Source organism: Streptomyces sp. NPDC093109 (assembly GCF_040701725.1).
GTDB lineage: Bacteria > Actinomycetota > Actinomycetes > Streptomycetales > Streptomycetaceae > Streptomyces.
Genome location: NZ_JBFBEZ010000049.1, coordinates 34204 through 52537, shown reverse-complemented (window position 1 = coordinate 52537; position 18334 = coordinate 34204). Strand labels below are relative to the sequence as shown.

Genomic DNA, 18334 nt, shown 5'->3' with positions numbered 1-18334 from the left:
CGGTCAGCTTCACCTTCTCGGCCACCAGACGCGAAAGACCGCACCGCTCGGCCAGCCGCATCACCGGGACCAGCCCGGCATACGCGATCAGATTAGGGTCATCGAACGCAGCGGAGACCGCCGCCGACGTATGGGAAACTTGCATCTCGGAAGTGCCTTGCTGATCGTGCGTGCCGGAAGCCTGAAGAACTCCCATCATCGCAGGTCACAAGGCACTTCCTCGTTTTCCTAGCCGCTATCCACAAGACGCTGGCCGGTGGATCAAGGCTTAGTCGCGGCGGCGCCGCGCCGTCCGGAGCAGCGCGACCCCGACGAAGACCAGCGGCAGGACGACAAGAGCGCCTATCACGCCCGATTCCGCAGACATGGAGACGCTGCTGCCTTCCGCTCCCACCTCTTTGATGACGGTGAAGAACGGCAGCCCCAGGAACGTCGAGGTCTTCGTGCCAGACTCGGAGCTGTGGACCCCTTGACTCGCGGCGAACACCATCACCCCACACAGAATCAGGGACAGGATGAGACCGACGGACGCGCCCCGGCGGATGTCTTTGACCATGGATGGACTACCTCGTTTCATTGGGGACCGCCGTTGACGGTGTGGGCGGGGAAGGCGGCGAGGAGGGCGTGCCGGCCCGGCTCGTGGACCACCGGCGGGACTCGATGACGCAGGGGAGGGCCAGCGTCGCGCATCCGACGGCGATGAGCATTGGCGATGCGGACAGCATGTCGTCGGCGGCCACCAGCTTCGATGCCACCTGGCCGAAGAGCAGGGAGCCGATTACACCGATGGCGGCCCCGGCGAGTTCCGCGGCTGTGTCACCCCGTCGGGGGATCAGGACGAAACTCGCCAGCAGGAACAGCCCTGTCGCGCTCATAGCGGTTCCCAGCCCGGCGATCGGCAGAGTGCTTTCCTGGAGTTGGAGCGCCAATGCGCAGGCGAACGCCAAATAGAGGAAGATGGAGACCGTGGCTGATGCCGCGACGATGGCCCCCGCCCATCTCGCCGGGCCGTACCCGATGATTAGGGTGGGAGGAAAGTGACGGCGGCTCAGTCCTCGGGCCTGAAGGGCCGGCATCCCCGCCAGGAAGCCCGCCACGGGAAGTAGAGTCTCCGCCAGCCCCGCACGGGTCTCCGAAGAAGCGGCCGTAGACAGGCCGAACAGCACGATCAGCAGCACGACTGCCGCCAGTATCGAGTTCCGCGTGGCCGGTGCCCTGAACAGCCGGAGCAACTCCACCTGATAGAGACCGATCCGGCCGGGCCGGGCACGGTGGCCGAACAGACGGCTCTGGCTTTTCCGGGGGATGTGCAGCACGGATGGCCTTCCGAACAGCCACCAGATGGCCGACACCAGGGCTGCCAAGACCAGGACCGCCAGCAACCAGGCGAACGTTCCACCGGTGATCAGTGGGGCCGCCACCCCGGGAAGCATCAGAGGAAGAGCGATCCACGACCAGTCGGCCGGGATCGTCTCATCAATGAGCAGCCGGATCCATCCGAAGTTCACCGAGAGCAGTACGAGGGCCGCCAGCAGAGTGAGCTGATGTTCCCTGGAGGCCAGCTTCGGCAGACGGGAGAGCACTGTCCGCGCACTGAGTAGCAGCACCTGCCCCGAGAGCAGACCGGCGAGCAGGCTGCCCACGACGACTGTGCAACCGAGGACGACGGACCGGTCTGTCAGATTCGCCACCACGCTCCCGAGCGGCGGAATCGTGGGGACGAGCAGTAGCATTCCAGCGGTCAGAGCGGGCAGGGACTGACCACTCGCGAGAGCTCGGGTGGACAGCGGCAGGAGATAGAGGCAGCGCGAGGAGGCGACGCCCTCGACGCTCGCGGTCATCAGAACGATGACCAGCAGTATCCCCGTACAGAAGCACGCGTACAGTACGCCGTTCGCGAGGAGGACCCCGGCCCGGGGATCGCCAAGTGGTCCGGTGCCGCCGAGATTGCCGGTGGCCCACCAGGACAGCCCGAGCAGACACACGTAGCCGGCCACCCCATACCCGACGGTCCGGCTTCTCCTGCCGCCGAGATTCATGACCCAGGCCCGTGCCACCACAGTCGCTACGGAGACCATCGCCTTCGTCCCGCTTAGCAGCCGGATGTCCGAGGGCCGAAGAGGGGTCACGTGCTGTCTCCATGCTCTTCGAGCAGCCGGAAGAATGCCTCGGCCAGCCCTGCCTCGCCCGGTAGACAGAGACCCGAGGGGGAGCCGGAAGCGATCAACCGACCGCTGCTCAGGAGCAGGAGGAGGTCGGAGGTCCGTTCAGCCCAGTACAGATCGTGGGAGGCGGCGAGTACGGTCGTTCCCCGCGCGCACTCCGCCCGGAGCATCTCCTCCAGCCGCGAGATACCCAGGGGGTCGAGGCCGTTGCGGGGCTCGTCGAGAATGAGCAGACGAGGGGAGTGCAGGAGTGCCGCGACCAGCTGTGTCTTCTTGCACATGCCATGGCTGTAACCCTTGAGCGCCTCGGGCGGCGGTGTGAACTCCAGCTGTTCGGCCAGCTCCGTCGCCCGGTCCAGCATCTCCACCGCTTCAAGCCGGGTCTCGGCATGTACGGAGGCGCACAGCTTCCAGTACTCGAACGCGCTCAGTTCCAGGACGAGTTCATGGTGGTCGTCCGGAACGTATCCCAGCCCTCTGAGCATGCCTCGGTCCCTGCTACGGGGCCAGTGACCCAGCGTCGCACAGGTCCCGTCCTCGGGAGTCAGCAGTCCGAGGAGACAGCGGATCAGGGTGGTCTTCCCCGCGCCGTTCGGACCAATGAGACAGCACATCTTTCCCGAGGGAAGCGTGAAGTCCAGCGGCCCCAGAGTGAAGTTGCCCGCGCGAGCGGTCATCGACTCGACGAGTACGGGGTGTTCAGCCCCGGCGTCGACAAGCGGGGGGACAAGGGATGAGTGATCCGTGGCCATCAGGCCCTGCCTTCCCACTCGGTTGCGTGAGCCGTTCGCCGGCCAGAACTCGACCGGGACCAGAGGATGCGTCCGTCGGCGGACCAAGGAAGCAGGCTCCACGCGTGGGCGGCGCCGACCAGAGCGGTCATGGGCCAGACCACCGCCGACGGGAGCAGGGCCAGACAGATGGCCGTCAGCATACCGAGGAGCAGCAGACCGGCGACGGGCCCACAAAAGGCCACCCTCTTCTCCGCCGCTGGTTCCATAGGGCGGTGCGCCACGGCGATTCGGGAGCCTCGCACAATGACGAAGCAGGGCGGCGCGTCACTACCGGTCCGCATGGCTACCGTATGGCCGTACTCATGAAAAGCTACCGTGAGCAGCGCCGAGACAAGAAGCAGCGGTGGGCCGGCTGCGTAGAGGTAGACGCTTGTGCCGCGCACCTCGGACGCGCCTGACGTGGCTATCAGTGCGACCATGAATGCGGAGATCAATCCGCCCCAAAGCAGCAGCCAACGAGAAGCGAGTAACTGAGCGACCAGGATCTTCGAGAGCCGGGGCTCGACGCGGCGGCTGGGTGGCAAGGGCCAGTCCAGGGTCAGCCATCGGCCGATCCAGCCGGCCATCGCGATCGGGTGTACGCGGGGCTGCCATGCCCGGTGGATGGTGAGCAGACCGTTCCTGTCAAGAGTGATGACCAGTTCCACGAGATCTTCGGCGATGGAGTCTTCGGGCACGGACCACTGAGCCGCCCCGAGTTCGGAAACCTCGCGCAGGGTGCGGTGACCGTCGAGCCAGCCAATCAGCTTGGAGGCGGTGGGGTTGACCTTGACCGCGCTATCGGTCAGTCCGTCGTGCAGACTCCCGTCGGAGCAGCGGACACCTGGCGCCAGGGTGGCCGTGTCCCTGAGGTCGATGTCGAGCTGAGCATGTCTCATGCGTTTCCGGCTCCTGGTGGCGGGGTCGTAGAATTGTGGCAGTGGGGCTGTGGCGCGTGCTCTGCGCCACAACCCCACCCCGGGGGTATCGGCCGTACTAGAGGATTACTTGCAATCGGCCCTGACTTGGAGCTTCCAGTAGTTGGTCTCGCAGGACTTGACGTTGTTCCAGCCGCATACGGCCTTGCACCAGAGGAGGGCACCACCGAAAGCCGCCACTACGGCGATCGGCACGACGAACCAAGCCTCGTTCTCCTCGATCTGCGTGTAGGGGAATTCCCCCACAGTGGGGGGCTCATACGTGAGAGTGGGTGCAGTAGACATGAAGCCCTCCTGATCGCAAGGGTGTTCTCGGCCGGAATGGCCGGGAAGCGCGCCCAGCGGATTCGCTGCGGCGTTCCGATCATCGGATCTCCGTGCCAGGTGATACACCATCACTCGGGCACCATACTTTGATAGTTACCGAATGGTAAGTAGGTTAAATCGGGCATTCTGCGCGTTATTCGTTAAATCTTACCCATGTCACGGTCAAGAAATCCAAACATGGAAACATGTTATGGTATAAGCGGAGTTGTTGTTCTGAGTATGACTTGCATATGGGGGGGCCATGCTGCATGTCACTGTCATCCATCATCGTCAACTGCTCAGAAGGGGGCTTGAGTCCGCTCTTGAGCGGAGTGGTGATATTAAGCTGACGATCTGTGATAGCGCCCGCGTCGGCCTCGCCGCCGTGCGTGAACATCCGCGCACCGTTGTTCTTGCTGCCCAGGAGTTGCCGTCGCTCAACGGTCTGCTTGCCACGCTGGGAGCCGAGGGGTGTCGCCGCATCCCAGTCGCCTTGATCGGTGACCTTTCCGATTCGGTTGGAAGGCCCGCGTTGCTGCCTCCCGGCATCGTTGGTCTCCTTCCGGAGGATGCCACGCCCCGGGCCCTTGCGCACGCTGTCCATGTTCTAGGCAGCGGCGCTGCCGTGGTGCCCGCCACGTTGATTCACGATCCCGCCGGTCACCACACTAACTCGGCGGCCATTGCTGGGGCGTTGACCGTGAGGGAGCGTGAAGTCCTCACTCTGATCGGCGACGGGCTGACGAATCAGCAGATTAGCTCCCGTCTCCAGCTGACTTTATCCACGGTCAAGGCGTACGTTAGCGACGTCTATGTCAAGTGCGGGGTGTCCAATCGAGTCCACGCCGCGCTGCTTTCCCACGGGATTGTTGGGCGCGACCGCCCGGGGCAAGAGAGAGTGCGTGACTGCCCCGGGCGGAAGGAAGTGTCCGGTGACTGGGCTGATTTTTGAGGCGGTTCGAGGTGGGGTGCCTCTGTGGGTTTGCGAGTTCTGCCGTGACCGGTTTCAGGCGATTCGCCGGTGCGGGGTTCATGCGGTGAGAGGTGGTCCTGACGCCGACGCTAAGCGTCGGCGTCAGGACCGGAGAAAGAAAGAGGCTGAGCCCCCGGCGGGTGTTGATCTGGGCCCAGGGCCCGTCACTCTTCTTGTGGGCGGTTGCGCGGGAGCGGGCGCAAGACAGGTGCGACTTCTAGCTAGGGCGCCGGTCGCTGCAGGATGACGGTCTGCTCGTTTCCTCTTCCTGGCCTCGGCCACGACGGCGAGCTGAGGGCCGGCTGGTTGATCGTACGACGTCATTCGAAGGTCTTCAGGGGGTCCTCGCCGCTGGTCCACAGGACGCCGAGTCGTTGGTGGGCCAGGCGCCAGCCGCTCGGGGTGCGGTGGAAGTCCCAGTCGTACGGGCCGCCCATGGCGTACGGGGTGGAGGTTCCGCCGGGTGTGGTGACGGCGACGAACCACATGTAACCGATGCCGGTTGCCCGGTCGCCGTCGACGTCGACGTGCATGTTGAGGATGTGGTGCTGCATGCTCGGGTAGGGCGCCTCCGCCTTCGCCACCGTCGCCCGGATCGCCTCCTTCCCGCGGATCCTGTCCCACGGTCCGAACTCCAGGACCGCGTCCTCGGTCCAGCAGGCGATCCAGGTCTCCCAGTCCTTGCGGTCCAGCGCCCGCCAGCCCCGGATCATGAGGGCGCGCAGTGCTTCGCCGTCCTCCAGGGCCCGTACTCTGCGGGCCAGGCCGACGAGGTCGGCGATTTCTTCCTCCGGGCGGCTCACTGGGCGCTCGCGGTGGGGCGGACGACGATCTCGTTCACGTCGACCTCGGGCGGCTGCGCGAGCGCGTACGCGATGGCGTCCGCGATGGCGGAGGCGGGCAGCGCCACCGCGCGGTACGTCTTCATCGCCTCCCTGGCCTCCGGATCGGAGACGCTCTCGGCGAGTTCGGACTCGGTCACACCCGGCGAGACGAGGGTGACCCGGATGTCTCCGGCGGACTCCTGGCGCAGCCCCTCGGAGATCGCGCGGACGGCGAACTTGGTGGCGCAGTAGACGGCGGCGGTGGGCGAGACCTCGTACGCGCCGACGGAGGCGATGTTCACGACGTGCCCGCCGCCCTGTGCGCGCATCGCGGGCAGCGCGGCGGCGATGCCGTGCAGCACCCCGCGTACGTTCACGTCGATCATGCGGTCCCACTCCTCGGTCCTGAGCGCGGCCAGCGGGGAGAGGGGCATCAGGCCCGCGTTGTTCACGAGGGCGTCGATCCGGCCGTACGCGCGAACCGCCGCGTCGACAAACGCGCGGGTGTCCGCCGCGTCGGTGACGTCCAGCCGCTGGAAGGAGGCGGTACCGCCCTCCTCGGTGATCTCCTCGACCAGTCGCTCCAGCCGGTCGGTACGGCGCGCGCCGAGCAGCACCCGGTGCCCGTCCGCCGCGAGCCGGCGCGCGGTCGCCTCGCCGATGCCGCTGCTCGCGCCGGTGATGGCCACGGATTTGGTGGTGTGCCGCGTCATAGGTGTCCTCCTGGTGGGTAACGAGGTGTCGGTGTCGTTCCCCCGGAGTCTGGGCGGCGGCGGACGGCCGAACCAGGACGGGCTGTGGCGGGTTGTGCGGTGGCGGGCCGCGCTGTGGCGGGCTGTGCTGTGCCGGGGCGTGCTGTGCCAGGGTGCGCCCTGCCTGGGTACGGCGCACCCAGGCAGGGCAGTCGGCGGCCGGTCTAGCCTGGCGGGGTGACCAGCAACGCTCTCGGGGACTTCCTCCGCGCCCACCGCGCGCGGCTGCGGCCCGGCGACGTAGGACTCGCCTCCTACGGCCGGCGCCGGGTCGCAGGGCTCCGGCGGGAGGAGGTCGCCGTCCTGGCCGGCATGAACTCCGACTACTACGCTCGGCTCGAACAAGGCCGCGAGCGCGGCCCCTCGCCCCAGATCCTCGACGCGATCAGCGACGCCCTGCGCCTGGACCGTGCGGCCCGCGACCATCTCTACCGGCTCGCCGACACCCTGCCGGACGGCCACCGGCCACAGCCGCGCGAGACCGTCGGCCCGATGCTGCGGCAACTGCTCGACGGCTACCCGAACACCCCGGCCTTCGTCCTCAACCCGGCGCTCGACCTCCTGGCCGCCAACAGCCTTGCTGACGCGCTCTTCACACCCTTCGCGGCGGCGGACAACCTCGCCCGTATGACCTTCCTCGACCCGGCGGGCCGTACCTTCTACCCTCAGTGGCACCGCGTCGCCGAGGCGGTCGTCGCCGAACTGCGCCGCGCCACCGGCCTCGTACCGGACTATCCGCGCCTGAACGACCTGGTGAGCGCGCTCAGCGCGGCGAGCGACGAATTCGCCGCGCTCTGGTCCGCGCACAGCGTCTGCGGCAAGACCCACGACGCCAAGGAACTCGTCCATCCCGAGGTCGGGCCGCTCTCCCTCACGTACCAGACCTTCGACGTACGCGGAGCCCCCGGCCAGCAGGTCGTGATCTACCACGCGGAGCCGGGCAGCACCGGCTCCCACGCCCTCACCCTGCTCGGCACGCTCCACGCGACGCGGCGCGGGGACCGGCACCGGCACCGGGGCTCGGGGCGGTAGCCCCGTTGCCGTACGGACGCGTGCGCGCGCTGTCCGTACGGCAGGGAGCCCGCCGCCGACTACAGCCACATGAGCTGCGGCGTGACCTGGGTGCCCAGACGGTATGCGCGCAGCGCGCGGTCCGGGGACAGGGTGCGCATACGGCGGTGCCCCTCGACGCTGATCACCTCCGCGTGATCCTCGAACGCCATGCCCCACGCGGCGACCCGGCCGTCCACGCGGTCGCCGTACTCCTGCACGACGGCGAAGAGGCGGGGCGCGGTGTCGGCGACGATGTCGCGGAGGAGGGTGGTGAACTCCTCGCGGTCGCAGAGGGGTTGGAGGTCGGTGGGGACGGGGGTGTGCTGCGGCCAGGTGTTGGTGTTCTCCATGGTTGCCTCCGTGTCGTTGGAGCGGCCCGTGACGTTGAGCCTGTGAACAGGGTGCGCATGGCCGCAAGGTTGAGGCAACCTTGTCTGAAGAAAACAACCTGATCGTGTTGCGCTCATGGTGGTGCGGCGGGAGGATCTCGGCATGGCATGGAAGAAGAATCTGACTCCTCAGTCGGTCTACCGACGGCAACTCGCCATTCGCTTGAAGGAGTTGCGGGAGCGTGCGGGGCTCAGCCTGGCGGATGTAGGAACCCGGGTGGAGATCAATCAGGGTTCGCTGAGCCGAGTGGAGAACGGTGAGCGCGGTACGACGCCCCTCCTGGTCAACGCCCTGCTCAACTGTTACGGAGTTGAGGATCCGGCCATACGCGAGGACATCCTCGATCTCGTACGCGCGGATCGGGCGCAGAGCAAGCCCTGGTGGCGGAAGTACTCAACGGTGCTCAGCCCTACTCGGTACGACGGCTACCTGACGCTTGAGGCCAACGCGGTCTCGCTGCGGAGTTACGAACCGTTGCTGCTGCCGGGGCTTCTGCAGACCCCTGCCTATGCCGAGGCGCTGATTACCGGCATGAGGTTGGATCTGGCTCCGCGGCAGATCACGTCGCTTGTCGAAGTGCGCTTGGAACGCCAGCGGGAGCGTCTTGAAGGCGAGCGTCCCACCAAGCTCTGGGCGATCATCGAGGAGAGCGTCCTCATGCGCCGGATCGGCTCTCCGGAAGCGATGCGCGAGCAGCTCCGGAGGTTGCTCGACACGGAGGCGATGCCACATGTCACGGTGCAGTTGCTTCCGGCGGCGGTGGGGGCGCACCCTGGTCTTTACGGGCCCTTTGTCGTCATGGGGTTCTCCGATCCCTCGTCGGATCTCGTGTGGCTGGAGAACCCGCAGAACTCCGTCTACCTTGAGGCGCGGGAGGACGTGGATGCGTACGCCGACTCCTTCGACCACTTGCGTGCACTGGCGCTGAGCCCGCCCGAAACCCGTGTGCGCATTGAGCAGCTGATCAAGGAGCTACCGAAGTGAAAGACCTCGAACTCGCCGAGGCACAGTGGCAGAAGAGCAGCTACAGCGGTGGAGCGAACAACTGTGTAGAGCTTGCGATATTCGTCGACCGCGTTGCCATCCGGGATTCGAAGTGCCCTGAGCAGGCGCCGCTCATCCTGAGCCGTGCCGATGTACGCACCTTCATCGGTGGAGTTCGGGAGGGGTGATGGGCCTGAGCGCCCTTGCCGGGGCACAGTGGCGCAAGAGCAGTTACAGCGGTGGCGCCAACGACTGCGTCGAGCTTGCGATATTCGTCGACCGCGTTGCTATCCGCGATTCGAAGTGCCCTGAGCGGGCCTCCGTTGTGCTGAGTCGTGCTCGCGTGCGGACGTTCATCACCGGGCTACGGGGTCGCCCGTAACCGGACCAAGCTGGTCAATATCGTGGTCATCGTGGGGTACGCCCGCCGTACGGCCGACGGTGAATACGACGCGGGCAGGGGAAGGAAGATCGGCGTCATCACGGCCTGCTGCAGGGGCACGAACAAGTGCCCGGCCTGGATCAACGAGTGAGCGGTCCCTGCGAGGAGACGGTCGAACAGCAGGCTTACCTCACGCGTTTCCTTCTCGACTACACCGCGGTGCCCCTGACCGGGACCGTCTTCCTGCGCGGCGTCCTCCCGACACCAGAAGCGGTCAGGATCGTCACCGGAACCGTCGGCGCGGTGGCCCCGCGAGAGCTGACCGCCTACGAGATCCCGCTGCTGGACGAGGACGACGAGCCGGTCACCGCCCCGTTGGTACTGGGCTGGACGCGCACGCTCGTATCCGGCACTCGCCCCCACGCCGACGCGTTCGTCATGGACATACCCTTGATCACGGGGGACACCTCAGCCCTCGTACCCGCCGCCCCGACCGATGCGGACCGGGCACTGCGCGTACTGCGCACGCTGGCCCGGCCGTTCGTCGAGACCACGCCGGACCCGTCCCTGTGCGGGTTCCTCTTCACCGGGCAGGACCGTATGCGGCTGTACCTCGCCACCGAACAGGCCAACGGGCTGATCGCGGCCGACGTACAGCTCACCGGCGCGCTGACCGCTGTGCTTGCGGCCCTGCCCTCACTTATCGGTACGGAGGAACGCTGGGTGACAGACCCCTTGGACCCCCACTGCGCCCACGCGGTCGACCTGACCGCATGGTGACGCCCACCCGGGACCAGGGCGACATTCGCTTCAACTTCGTGCTTCCGTGCGCGTGATCAGGCCAAGCGTTCGGCCGCTTACGGTCGGGAGCGGTGAACAGTCAGGACGCTGCCACCTCGACCACCTGCTTGCCCACCACACCCCCGCGCTCGAACGCCCGGTGTGCCGCCGCGATGTCCGTCAGCGGGTAGACGTCGGCGACCACCGGGCGGAGTGCGCCCGAGGTGACGTGGGTGGCCAGGTCGCGCAGGGCGGCGGTGTCGGGGTTGGCGCTGAAGGTGCGGATGCGGCGGGGGCCGTACACCGTCGATGCGGCGATCGCGGCCAGGGCCGGGGCCGAGAGGCCGACCGTGACCATGCGGCCACCCTTGGCCAGCCGGCTCCTGTAGCAGTGCAGTTCCGTGCCGACCGTGTCGACGATGACGTCGAACGGGCCGATCTCGTCCGAGGTGGTGGAGCCGTAGTCGAGGACCCGGTCGGCGCCGAGGGCGGTGAGCGTATCGGCGTGGCGGTCGCGGGCCAGGGTGGTCACGTGGCCGCCCATCGCGTGCGCCAGTTGTACGGCGGCGGTGCCGACTCCGCCCGCCGCGCCCCGGACGAGGACGCGTTCCCCGCTCGCGAGGTGCGCGGTGTCCCGCAGCGCCTGGAGCGCCGTGGCGCCCGCGACGACCAGGGAGGCCGCGTCGGTCGGTGAGACGCCGGCCGGGGCGGGGGCGAGCCGGTCCACCGGGACCACGACGTACTCGGCCGCGCCGGCGGTGGTGTGCCGCTCGCGGGGGTGCACCGTGCCCCAGACCCGGTCCCCGGCCCGGAGACCCTCGACCTCGGCGCCGGTCTCGACGACGACGCCCGCGAAGTCCAGGCCGACCCCGAGCGGGAAGCGGCGGCCCGACACGATCTTCAGCTCCCCGGCGCGGACGATCACGTCGTGCCCGTTCACGCTGGACGCCTCGACCGACACCAGCACCTCCCGCGCTCCGGGAGCGGGGCGCTCGACCTCGTCGATCCGCAGAACGTCCGCCGTGCCGTACGCCGTGATCCGAGCAGCCTTCATGGTGACGTTCCTTAGGGAGGGGGGCCGTTGTCGTGACTCCATGCTGGGGCCCGCGCCCGGGATCTCGGTCGTTCGCCTTTTCCTGGGACTGGCAGACCCACCCTCATCGGCCGCACCCCCGGCATACTGGCGCCGTGACCGAGACCCCCCTCCCCGTGACCGACGATCCCCGGCGCGAACTGGCCGACTTCCTACGGGCCCGCCGGACCCGGCTCCGCCCCCAGGACGTCGGCCTGGAGCCCGGCCCCCGGCGGCGCGTCGCCGGGCTGCGGCGGGAGGAGCTGGCCCTGCTGGCGGGCGTGAGCGCGGACTACTACCAGCGCATGGAGCAGGGGCGCGATGTGCGGCCCTCCGAGCAGGTCCTGGACGCCCTCGCGCGCGCCCTCAACTTCACCGTCGAGGAGTCCCGGCACCTGCACAGCCTCGCCGCCGCCGCGCGCACCCCCGCCCGTCCCGCGCGGCTCCGCCCGCCCGAGACCGTACCGCCCACCACGCTGCGGCTGCTGCGGACCATGCCCACGCCCTCGGTGGTCGTCGGGCGCTTCCTGGACGTGCTCGCCTGGAACCCGCTCGCGGGCGCCCTGCTGGGCGAGTTCACCGAGTTGCCGCAGGAGGAGCGGAACCTGCTGGCGCTGCTGCTGCACCCGGAGGCGGACCGGGCCTGCCCGGACCGGGCCGCCACCGTCGCCGAGCTGACCGCGATGCTGCGGGCGCAGGTGTCCGCCGAGCCGGGGCATCCGCGAGCGGTGGAGCTGGTGGGCGAACTCGCCGTACGCAGTGACGAGTTCGCCGCGATATGGGCCCGTCACGATGTGGCGGAGACGACCCGCGGCCGGATGCGTATCAACCATCCGCTGATCGGGGAGGTGACCCTGGACTGGGACGCCTACCCGATGCCGGGGACTCCTGGTCCGGTGCTCATGGTGTTCACCGCGGAGGAGGGCGGGCCCGACGCCGAGCGGCTCACCCTGCTCGCCGGGCTGCTCAACTCCCCAGGGACGGTGGGGGAGTAGGGGGAGTCAGGGGGAGTAGTCCGAGGGCGGGCACGTTCTACGACCTCCGAAGCCTGTGCCGCAGGCCGCCGTCCCCGTACGGCACGTACAGGCCGATGCCCAGGCCCGTCAGCGCGCATGCCGTGGCCAGGGCCGGCGTGCTGCCCTGCGGGGCGGTGAGCCAGGACCACAGGGGCGCCGCCGTGCCCGTGCGGCCCAGGAAGAGCGCGGCGCCCAGCAGCAGGACCGCCGGGGGCCAGGAGAGTTCCGCGCCGAGGACGGTCGCGCAGGCGAGGGTGGCGCCGGTCAGCGCGGCCAGGTTGCGTACGGCCACCTCCGGGCCCTGCGCCAGGACGTCGGGGGCCCCGGTGGCGGCGGGCGTCATCAGCCACGTACCGGCGCCCGTCACCAGCAGGGTCAGTACGGCGTACCGCGCGCGCATACGGAGCACCCGGCCGTTCGACAGGCGGTCCAGGTGCGGCATGGGTTCGTGCGTACCGGCGCCGATCACGGCGGCCAGCGCCACGGGTACCAGGACGGCCAGCGGCAGGGTGATCGGGGCGTCGATTCCCGTACGGACGGTACGGCCGCCCGCGACGGCCAGGGCGATCAGGAGCAGCCCCGCCGCGACCGCCGTCCGGCCGAGGCTCCGGGCGCGGGCGAAGAGGGGGAGGAAGCGCCATTCGGCGAGGTGTTTCATCGGGGTCATCGGGGTCGTCTGGGGCAGCGGGGGCAGCGGGGTCATTGGGGTCATTGGGGTCATTGGGGGAGGTCGCTCTTCCGCAGTGCGCAGGCGGTGAATGCCTCGTAGTGGTCGCCCAGCCACCCGGGCGGCATGGCTTCGGGTGTCTGTTCGAGCAGGGCCGCCATCTGGTCCGTACGCGCCACCGCCGCCGGGTCCGCCGTCGCACAGCGGTCCATGTCGATGAGCTCCTCGACGAACTCCTGACGGGTGGCGGCCACCCGGCCCGGCGCCAGATCGTCCATCCGGATCGCACGGGAGCCGGCGGAGGGCGCGCCGCCGACGCCTCTCGGGCGCTGCTCCAGGCGGTCGAAGGCGGCCGGGGTACCGGCCAGGGCGCGGGCCACCGGGGTGAAGGCGCGCGTGAGTTCGGGCAGGGCCCGGGCGAAGGCCGGGTGGACGCAGACCGTGAGGGACCGGGTCTCGCAGGCGTACGTGAAGGCCGGCGTGGAGCGGGCGAAGTAGCGGCCCTCCAGGGCCGTGGTCGCCACGGCTCCCGTGACGGTGACCGCCAGCGCCGCGGCGCCCGCGACGTACAGCGCACGGGACGGGCCCGCCAGGGCGAGGGCGATGAGCGCGATCAGCGTGGCCACGCCCAGCAGCCAGAGCGACTGGCGCGCGTACAGGCCAGGCTGCCAGGCGTCGAAGACTCCGGGTTCGTCGATGAGGACGGGAAAGAGCAGGTAGTCCGGCTTGCCGTAGCGGCCGGAGCCCAGCAGGTCGATCGCGTACAGTGCGACGCCCACGAGCGGGGGCAGCAGCCGGTACGGCAGCAGGCGGCCCGCGAGATAGCCGAGGGCCAGATGGCAGAGCAGGCCCGCCGCGCCCGCCGTGACGACCAGGACGCTGAACTCGCCGGTGGGGGAGGACAGGGCCGTGCGGATCACCACCGTCAGCACCACCGCGGCCTGGAGCGCGAGGCTCCACAGGGCCAGCGCGCCCAGCTCGGCCGCGGCGGACAGCGAGGGGGCGCGGGTCGACAGCCTGCGCGCCGGGCCCAGGCCGAGGCGCACTTCGCGCGTTCCGGTGAGGGCCGCGAAGGCGCCGAGCACCGGGCCGGCCAGCGCGACGGAGGCGTTCGCCGCGGTGAGGGTGCTCGGCCAGTACGCGATCCCCGGGGGCAGCGCGTACCAGGCGACGCCGATTCCGACGCCCAGCAGGACGGGCACCAGCCAGACGGCGGGGGAGCGGACGAGTTCGATCCGCAGGGCGACGGTCCAGAAGCCGCCGGTGTGGCCGGCGTGCCTGGTGGTGCCGCCCATATGGCTGGTGCTGTTGGTGCTGCCGGTCGGGGATGCTTCGGGCCGGTCCGTCGTCGTCGGCGGCGTGGAGAGCGGCTGCTCGTTCGTCGACTCAATCACGTGAGCCCACCACGGTGTTGTAGCCCCGCTCCAGCTCGGGCGCGGTGCCCGGGCCGACGATCCGCTCGCTCGCGAGCCGCGCCAGCGAGGCCGTCGTCCCCTCGTGCACGATCCGGCCGCCGTCCAGCACGATGACCCGGTCGCACACGGCCGCGATGTCCTCGGTCAGATGGGTGCTCAGGATCACCGCGCAGGACTCGCCCACCGTACGCAGCAGTTCGCGGAAGCCGGTGCGCTGTCCCGGGTCGAGGCCGACGGTGGGCTCGTCCAGGATCAGCAGCCGGGGCGTGTGTACGAGGGACGCGGCGATGCCGGCGCGGCGGAGCATGCCGCCGGAGAGCGCCTTGAGCTGTCTGCCGGTTTCCTTCTCCAGACCGACCGACGCGATGGCCGCGCGGGCCGCCTCGCGGACCTCCCGTGCGCCGAGTCCTTTGCTCCAGGCCGCGTATTCGACATGGTCGCGGACGCTGAACGAGGGCTGATATCCGAAATTCTGCGGCAGGAATCCAATGGCGGCCCGCAGCTCTGCGCGGTCGGCCCGCCGGGTCGCCGAATGTCCGAGGACGGTCAGCGACCCGGCGGCCGGGCGCAGCAGTGTGCAGAGCGTTTCCAGCAGGGTGGTCTTTCCCGCGCCATTGGGCCCCAATAACCCGGTCGTTCCCTCTCCGATACCGAAGGAGAGACCGTGGAGAATCTTCCGCTTTCCACGGCGCTGGTCCAGCTCGTGGGCCTCGACCACCCGCATGGCCATTCCCTTGCTCTCGTCCTCCGCCGTCCGGTTGTGTGCGTTGTGGGTGTCAGCCACAGGACCGGATGTCGCGCGGTTTGGTGTCGTGGTGGTTGTCGTCGCGGGTGAAGTAAGTCCGGGCGTAGTAGCCGCGCTTCGCTCCGCCGTCACAGGAGCTGACCTGCGCGTCGTACTTCTTCTTCGTTCCCGAGTCGGCGCTCTTGGCCGTCAGCGGGTCGGGGAAGACGGACTTGTTCCACTTGATCTCGACCTGGAGGGTGCGGGTCAGGGACGTGTCGCAGGTCGATGTGCCCCTGCCCTTGAGCAGTCCGTTGCTCTCCGTCAGGGACGGTTTCGGCGTGGAACACCCCGCCGGTTTGGCGACGGCGGCGGGGGCGGCGGAGGCGGTCGCGGCGGTGCTCACCGCCACCGCCGTACCGCCGGCCAGAAGAGTTGTCAGGGTCCAGGCGGCAATCTTGATGCCCTTCATCTCACTCCCGGGATATCGGAGTTCGGGGAATTCTCTATTCGAACTCGTGAGCTTTCGAACGGATTTACCGAACAGGCTCTCGAAGTCCTTTTCCCCTTGCCGGTCATTGTCCCCTGCCCGTATTGCCGCGATGCGCATATCGCCTGATGCGCCGGGTAATTGGCCGAAATTACGGTGTTGGTTGCGGGGTGTTCGCGGTGTTCGCGGCGTTCGCGAGGACGGGGCCCAGGTTCTCGGTGCGGATGCGCTGGTCCACGTAGAGCAGGTTGATCACGAGCTGCGGGAAGGCCGCCGTGACGATCTGGCTGATCACGCCCGCGACGAGGGTGATGGCCATGTATCCGCCCAGGAACGCCAGGAATTGGGCGGGCGACGGGTCGGATCCTGTGGTGGCGAAGTTCAGTTGGCCGGTGATGATGCCGACCAGGTTGACGGCCTGCTGGATGAGGGCCGCGGCGACGCCCGCCAGGAGGTAGCCGAGGAGGGAGACGCCGAAGATCCGCCACCACGCGCCGCGTACCAGCCGCGCGGAGCGGCGCAGGGCCGTGATCGGGCCACTGGACTCGATGACCGCCACCGAGGGGGCCAGGCTGAAGCGTGTCCAGAGCCAGATGCTGAGCGGCATCAGGGCGAGAGCGCCGAGCAGGCCGACCGGGAAGAGCCACATCGGCCCGTGGAAGGGCCAGCCGTCGACGTGGTTCGGGAGAAACAGCAGACCGGTGAAGCCGAGCAGGAACAGGGCCATCGGCGGTACGGCGGTCAGGGCGGTCAGCAGGGCGGCGCCCAGAACCGAGGCGAGCCGCGAACCGGCCTTGCGGGCGGTCTCGCCGAACGTGATCGGACGGCCCAGGACCGCCTGTTGGACGATCGCCGGGCAGGCCGCCTGGATCACGGCGTTGGCGGTCATCACCAGGATCATCGCGAAGATCCAGAGGCAGACGAAGGCGATCACCAGGGGGCGGATCTCCGCCCACGGCGGTTCGGCGGCATCGCGCTCGTCGAAGATCGTGCGCACGTGGTCGCTGACGGACAGGTACGCGATCGCCACGGCCCCGGCCATCAGGAGCGCGGCCATGCCGTACGCCGCCAGCGCCGTGCCGAGCAGCTGTTTCCAGTAACGGCCGACGGTGGCGAACGCGCCGTTGAGTATCTCGCTGACGCGGAGCGGTCCCAGCGGGATCACGCCGGGCTTGGGGGGTCCGGGGGGTGGTGTCCAGCCGCTGCCCCAGCCGCCGTTCGCGCCGCCGGTGCCGTAACCGCCGTGGCCCATGTCGTATGTCACTTGCTGTGCCCCCGTGTGTGTCTGCTTATCAGAACAGCACACCGTATAGGGCGCTGTGTGGTGTCCATGCCGCACCCGGCTTGTGTACGGTCGTACATAACTATGTGTACAGTCGTACGCATGGGATATGGACTGCTGGCCGCGGCGATCGCGGCGGAGGTGGCCGGTACGACGGCCATGAAATACAGCGAGGGATTCACGCGCCTGTGGCCCTCGGTGCTGACCGTGGGCGGCTATCTGGTGGCGTTCGGTCTGCTGGCGCAGACTCTCAAGACGCTCTCCATCGGTTCCGCGTACGCGATCTGGTCCGGTGCCGGGACGGCGGCCATCGCCGTCATCGGGATGCTCTTCATGGGCGAGTCGGCGAGTCCGGCCAAACTGGCGGGCATCGCCCTGGTGATCGCGGGCGTCGCCGTCCTCAACCTCGGAGGAGCCCACTGATGGCACGGATGACAGGAGCCCGCTGATGACCCGTCGTTACGACCCCGAGCGACGCCAGCGCATCATCGACGCGGCGATCCGGGTGGTCGGGCGCGGTGGTATCGCCGGACTGAGCCATCGCACCGTCGCCGCCGAGGCCGATGTGCCGCTCGGTTCGACGACGTACCACTTCGGCTCGCTGGACGAACTGCTGATCGCCGCGCTGCGCCAGGCCAACGAGGGGTTCGCGGCGAAGTTCCTGGAGCACGGCTCGTTCGCCGGTCCCGGCCGCGACATCGCGGACGAGCTGGCCCGGGTCGCGGGCGAGTGGCTGGCCCGGGACCGTACCGGTGTGGAGCTGGAGTACGAGCTGTACCTCGCGGCCCTGCGCCGGCCGGGGCTGCGGCCCGTCGCGGCGGAGTGGGGCGCCGCGGTCGCCGAACTGCTCGCGCCGCACACCGATCCGGCCACCGCGCGGGCCCTGATCGCGCTGGTGGACGGGATCTGCCTGCAAGTGCTGCTGACGGACACGGAGTACGACGCCGCGTACGCCCGCGAGATGTTCGCCCGGCTGCTTCCGACGGTACGTTGACGGCATGAGCGTCCCCGGAACTCCGTCCGTCCCGCCCGCCGGCCCCGAGATCACCCACGGCGAGTGCCGGCAGTGCGGCACGCTCATCGCCGGGCTCGACGGCCGCTACAGCTGCGGGGTGTGCGGCTGGGTCAACCACCACTCGGAGGGGCACCGGCCGCTGCCCCGCGCCGAGGACGACATCGACCACGCGGCGGGTGGCTCCGAGGCGAACCGGCTGAGCTGACCGCGCTCCGGCGGCCTTGCCGCTGCGAGCCGCACGACGCACGCCGGACGACGGATGACGGATGACGGACGACGTGCGGTGGTAAGGGGCGGCGGCGGTTGGCGCCCGATACCTGAGACCGGTTGGCC

The 18334-nt window shown here is 69.0% G+C and carries 25 protein-coding genes and 1 pseudogene; 11 read left to right on the top strand and 15 right to left on the bottom strand.

The annotated features are described in order from the left end of the window. The 6 genes and pseudogenes from AB0389_RS32630 to AB0389_RS32605 all read right to left on the bottom strand — a co-directional run. A pseudogene (locus AB0389_RS32630) lies at positions 1-145 on the bottom strand (IS1380 family transposase); the annotation flags it as partial. 123 nt (positions 146-268) lie between these two features. Continuing rightward, complete coding sequence (locus AB0389_RS32625; RefSeq protein WP_366399152.1) at positions 269-556, bottom strand: LlsX family protein; 288 nt, start codon at positions 554-556, stop codon at positions 269-271. 7 nt (positions 557-563) lie between these two features. Beyond that, positions 564-1997 (bottom strand): hypothetical protein, encoded by a 1434-nt coding sequence (locus AB0389_RS32620; protein WP_366399151.1) that lies wholly within the window; start codon positions 1995-1997, stop codon positions 564-566. 128 nt (positions 1998-2125) lie between these two features. After that, complete coding sequence (locus AB0389_RS32615; protein ID WP_366399150.1) at positions 2126-2842, bottom strand: ABC transporter ATP-binding protein; 717 nt, start codon at positions 2840-2842, stop codon at positions 2126-2128. A 74-nt stretch (positions 2843-2916) separates the two neighbouring features. Continuing rightward, a complete protein-coding gene (locus tag AB0389_RS32610) occupies positions 2917-3837 on the bottom strand; it encodes a PqqD family peptide modification chaperone (protein WP_366399149.1) in 921 nt (306 codons plus the stop codon). Positions 3838-3942: 105 nt separating this feature from the next. Beyond that, complete coding sequence (locus tag AB0389_RS32605; protein WP_366399148.1) at positions 3943-4122, bottom strand: hypothetical protein; 180 nt, start codon at positions 4120-4122, stop codon at positions 3943-3945. Positions 4123-4444: 322 nt separating this feature from the next. Between AB0389_RS32605 and AB0389_RS32600 the strand changes: the two genes are divergently transcribed. Continuing rightward, entirely contained in the window at positions 4445-5134 is a 690-nt protein-coding gene (locus AB0389_RS32600) for a response regulator transcription factor (RefSeq protein ID WP_366399147.1), read from the top strand. A gap of 341 nt (positions 5135-5475) precedes the next feature. Here AB0389_RS32600 and AB0389_RS32595 read toward each other — a convergent pair whose 3' ends face one another. Together AB0389_RS32595 and AB0389_RS32590 are read right to left on the bottom strand one after the other, a co-directional pair. Continuing rightward, positions 5476-5958 (bottom strand): nuclear transport factor 2 family protein, encoded by a 483-nt coding sequence (locus tag AB0389_RS32595; RefSeq protein ID WP_366399146.1) that lies wholly within the window; start codon positions 5956-5958, stop codon positions 5476-5478. Next, on the bottom strand, positions 5955-6692 hold the full coding sequence (locus AB0389_RS32590) for an SDR family oxidoreductase (RefSeq protein WP_366399145.1): 738 nt from the start codon (positions 6690-6692) through the stop codon (positions 5955-5957). The genes AB0389_RS32595 and AB0389_RS32590 overlap by 4 nt, the downstream gene beginning before the upstream one ends. Before the next feature lie 216 nt (positions 6693-6908). On the opposite strand from AB0389_RS32590, the gene AB0389_RS32585 reads away from it, so the two are divergent. Continuing rightward, on the top strand, positions 6909-7763 hold the full coding sequence (locus AB0389_RS32585; RefSeq protein ID WP_366399144.1) for a helix-turn-helix transcriptional regulator: 855 nt from the start codon (positions 6909-6911) through the stop codon (positions 7761-7763). Between the two features lie 59 nt (positions 7764-7822). On the opposite strand, the gene AB0389_RS32580 is transcribed toward AB0389_RS32585, so the two are convergent. After that, positions 7823-8134 (bottom strand): hypothetical protein, encoded by a 312-nt coding sequence (locus AB0389_RS32580; protein ID WP_366399143.1) that lies wholly within the window; start codon positions 8132-8134, stop codon positions 7823-7825. A 142-nt stretch (positions 8135-8276) separates the two neighbouring features. Here AB0389_RS32580 and AB0389_RS32575 point away from each other — a divergent pair, with 142 nt between their 5' ends. From AB0389_RS32575 to AB0389_RS32555, 5 genes are read left to right on the top strand one after another with little or no spacing between them, the layout of a single operon-like run. Next, a complete protein-coding gene (locus tag AB0389_RS32575) occupies positions 8277-9158 on the top strand; it encodes a helix-turn-helix transcriptional regulator (protein ID WP_366399142.1) in 882 nt (293 codons plus the stop codon). Continuing rightward, entirely contained in the window at positions 9155-9346 is a 192-nt protein-coding gene (locus AB0389_RS32570; protein WP_366399141.1) for a DUF397 domain-containing protein, read from the top strand. The genes AB0389_RS32575 and AB0389_RS32570 overlap by 4 nt, the downstream gene beginning before the upstream one ends. Next, entirely contained in the window at positions 9346-9540 is a 195-nt protein-coding gene (locus tag AB0389_RS32565) for a DUF397 domain-containing protein (protein WP_366399140.1), read from the top strand. Before AB0389_RS32570 ends, AB0389_RS32565 begins: the two co-directional genes overlap by 1 nt. Then, a complete protein-coding gene (locus AB0389_RS32560; protein WP_366399155.1) occupies positions 9494-9691 on the top strand; it encodes a hypothetical protein in 198 nt (65 codons plus the stop codon). The genes AB0389_RS32565 and AB0389_RS32560 overlap by 47 nt, the downstream gene beginning before the upstream one ends. Further along, positions 9688-10320 (top strand): hypothetical protein, encoded by a 633-nt coding sequence (locus tag AB0389_RS32555; RefSeq protein ID WP_366399139.1) that lies wholly within the window; start codon positions 9688-9690, stop codon positions 10318-10320. The genes AB0389_RS32560 and AB0389_RS32555 overlap by 4 nt, the downstream gene beginning before the upstream one ends. A gap of 100 nt (positions 10321-10420) precedes the next feature. Here AB0389_RS32555 and AB0389_RS32550 read toward each other — a convergent pair whose 3' ends face one another. Then, a complete protein-coding gene (locus tag AB0389_RS32550) occupies positions 10421-11374 on the bottom strand; it encodes an NAD(P)-dependent alcohol dehydrogenase (RefSeq protein WP_366399138.1) in 954 nt (317 codons plus the stop codon). A 134-nt stretch (positions 11375-11508) separates the two neighbouring features. On the opposite strand from AB0389_RS32550, the gene AB0389_RS32545 reads away from it, so the two are divergent. Next, positions 11509-12387 carry a helix-turn-helix transcriptional regulator gene (locus AB0389_RS32545; protein ID WP_366399137.1) on the top strand — a complete coding sequence of 293 codons (879 nt, stop codon included), beginning with the start codon at positions 11509-11511 and terminating at the stop codon, positions 12385-12387. Between the two features lie 37 nt (positions 12388-12424). Here the strand turns inward: AB0389_RS32545 and AB0389_RS32540 are convergent, their stop codons facing one another. The 5 genes from AB0389_RS32540 to AB0389_RS32520 form a co-directional block, all read right to left on the bottom strand. Further along, complete coding sequence (locus AB0389_RS32540; RefSeq protein WP_366399136.1) at positions 12425-13120, bottom strand: hypothetical protein; 696 nt, start codon at positions 13118-13120, stop codon at positions 12425-12427. 5 nt (positions 13121-13125) lie between these two features. Further along, positions 13126-14469, bottom strand: a complete 1344-nt coding sequence (locus tag AB0389_RS32535) for a hypothetical protein (RefSeq protein ID WP_366399135.1) — start codon at positions 14467-14469, stop codon at positions 13126-13128. Then, positions 14462-15274 (bottom strand): ATP-binding cassette domain-containing protein, encoded by an 813-nt coding sequence (locus AB0389_RS32530; protein ID WP_366399134.1) that lies wholly within the window; start codon positions 15272-15274, stop codon positions 14462-14464. The genes AB0389_RS32535 and AB0389_RS32530 overlap by 8 nt, the downstream gene beginning before the upstream one ends. Further along, complete coding sequence (locus AB0389_RS32525; RefSeq protein ID WP_366399133.1) at positions 15267-15686, bottom strand: hypothetical protein; 420 nt, start codon at positions 15684-15686, stop codon at positions 15267-15269. The genes AB0389_RS32530 and AB0389_RS32525 overlap by 8 nt, the downstream gene beginning before the upstream one ends. A gap of 169 nt (positions 15687-15855) precedes the next feature. After that, a complete protein-coding gene (locus AB0389_RS32520; protein WP_366399132.1) occupies positions 15856-16968 on the bottom strand; it encodes a hypothetical protein in 1113 nt (370 codons plus the stop codon). Positions 16969-17088: 120 nt separating this feature from the next. Between AB0389_RS32520 and AB0389_RS32515 the strand changes: the two genes are divergently transcribed. Genes AB0389_RS32515 through AB0389_RS32505 form a run of 3 tightly spaced genes read left to right on the top strand, consistent with a single transcriptional unit; the run spans position 17089 to position 18206 of the window. After that, positions 17089-17409 (top strand): multidrug efflux SMR transporter, encoded by a 321-nt coding sequence (locus AB0389_RS32515; protein ID WP_366399131.1) that lies wholly within the window; start codon positions 17089-17091, stop codon positions 17407-17409. A gap of 25 nt (positions 17410-17434) precedes the next feature. Continuing rightward, positions 17435-17980, top strand: coding sequence for a TetR family transcriptional regulator (locus tag AB0389_RS32510; RefSeq protein WP_366399130.1), 546 nt, complete (start codon positions 17435-17437; stop codon positions 17978-17980). A gap of 4 nt (positions 17981-17984) precedes the next feature. Beyond that, positions 17985-18206: a hypothetical protein gene (locus tag AB0389_RS32505; protein WP_366399129.1), complete on the top strand. Its 222-nt coding sequence runs from the start codon at positions 17985-17987 to the stop codon at positions 18204-18206. Positions 18207-18334 lie beyond the last annotated feature (128 nt).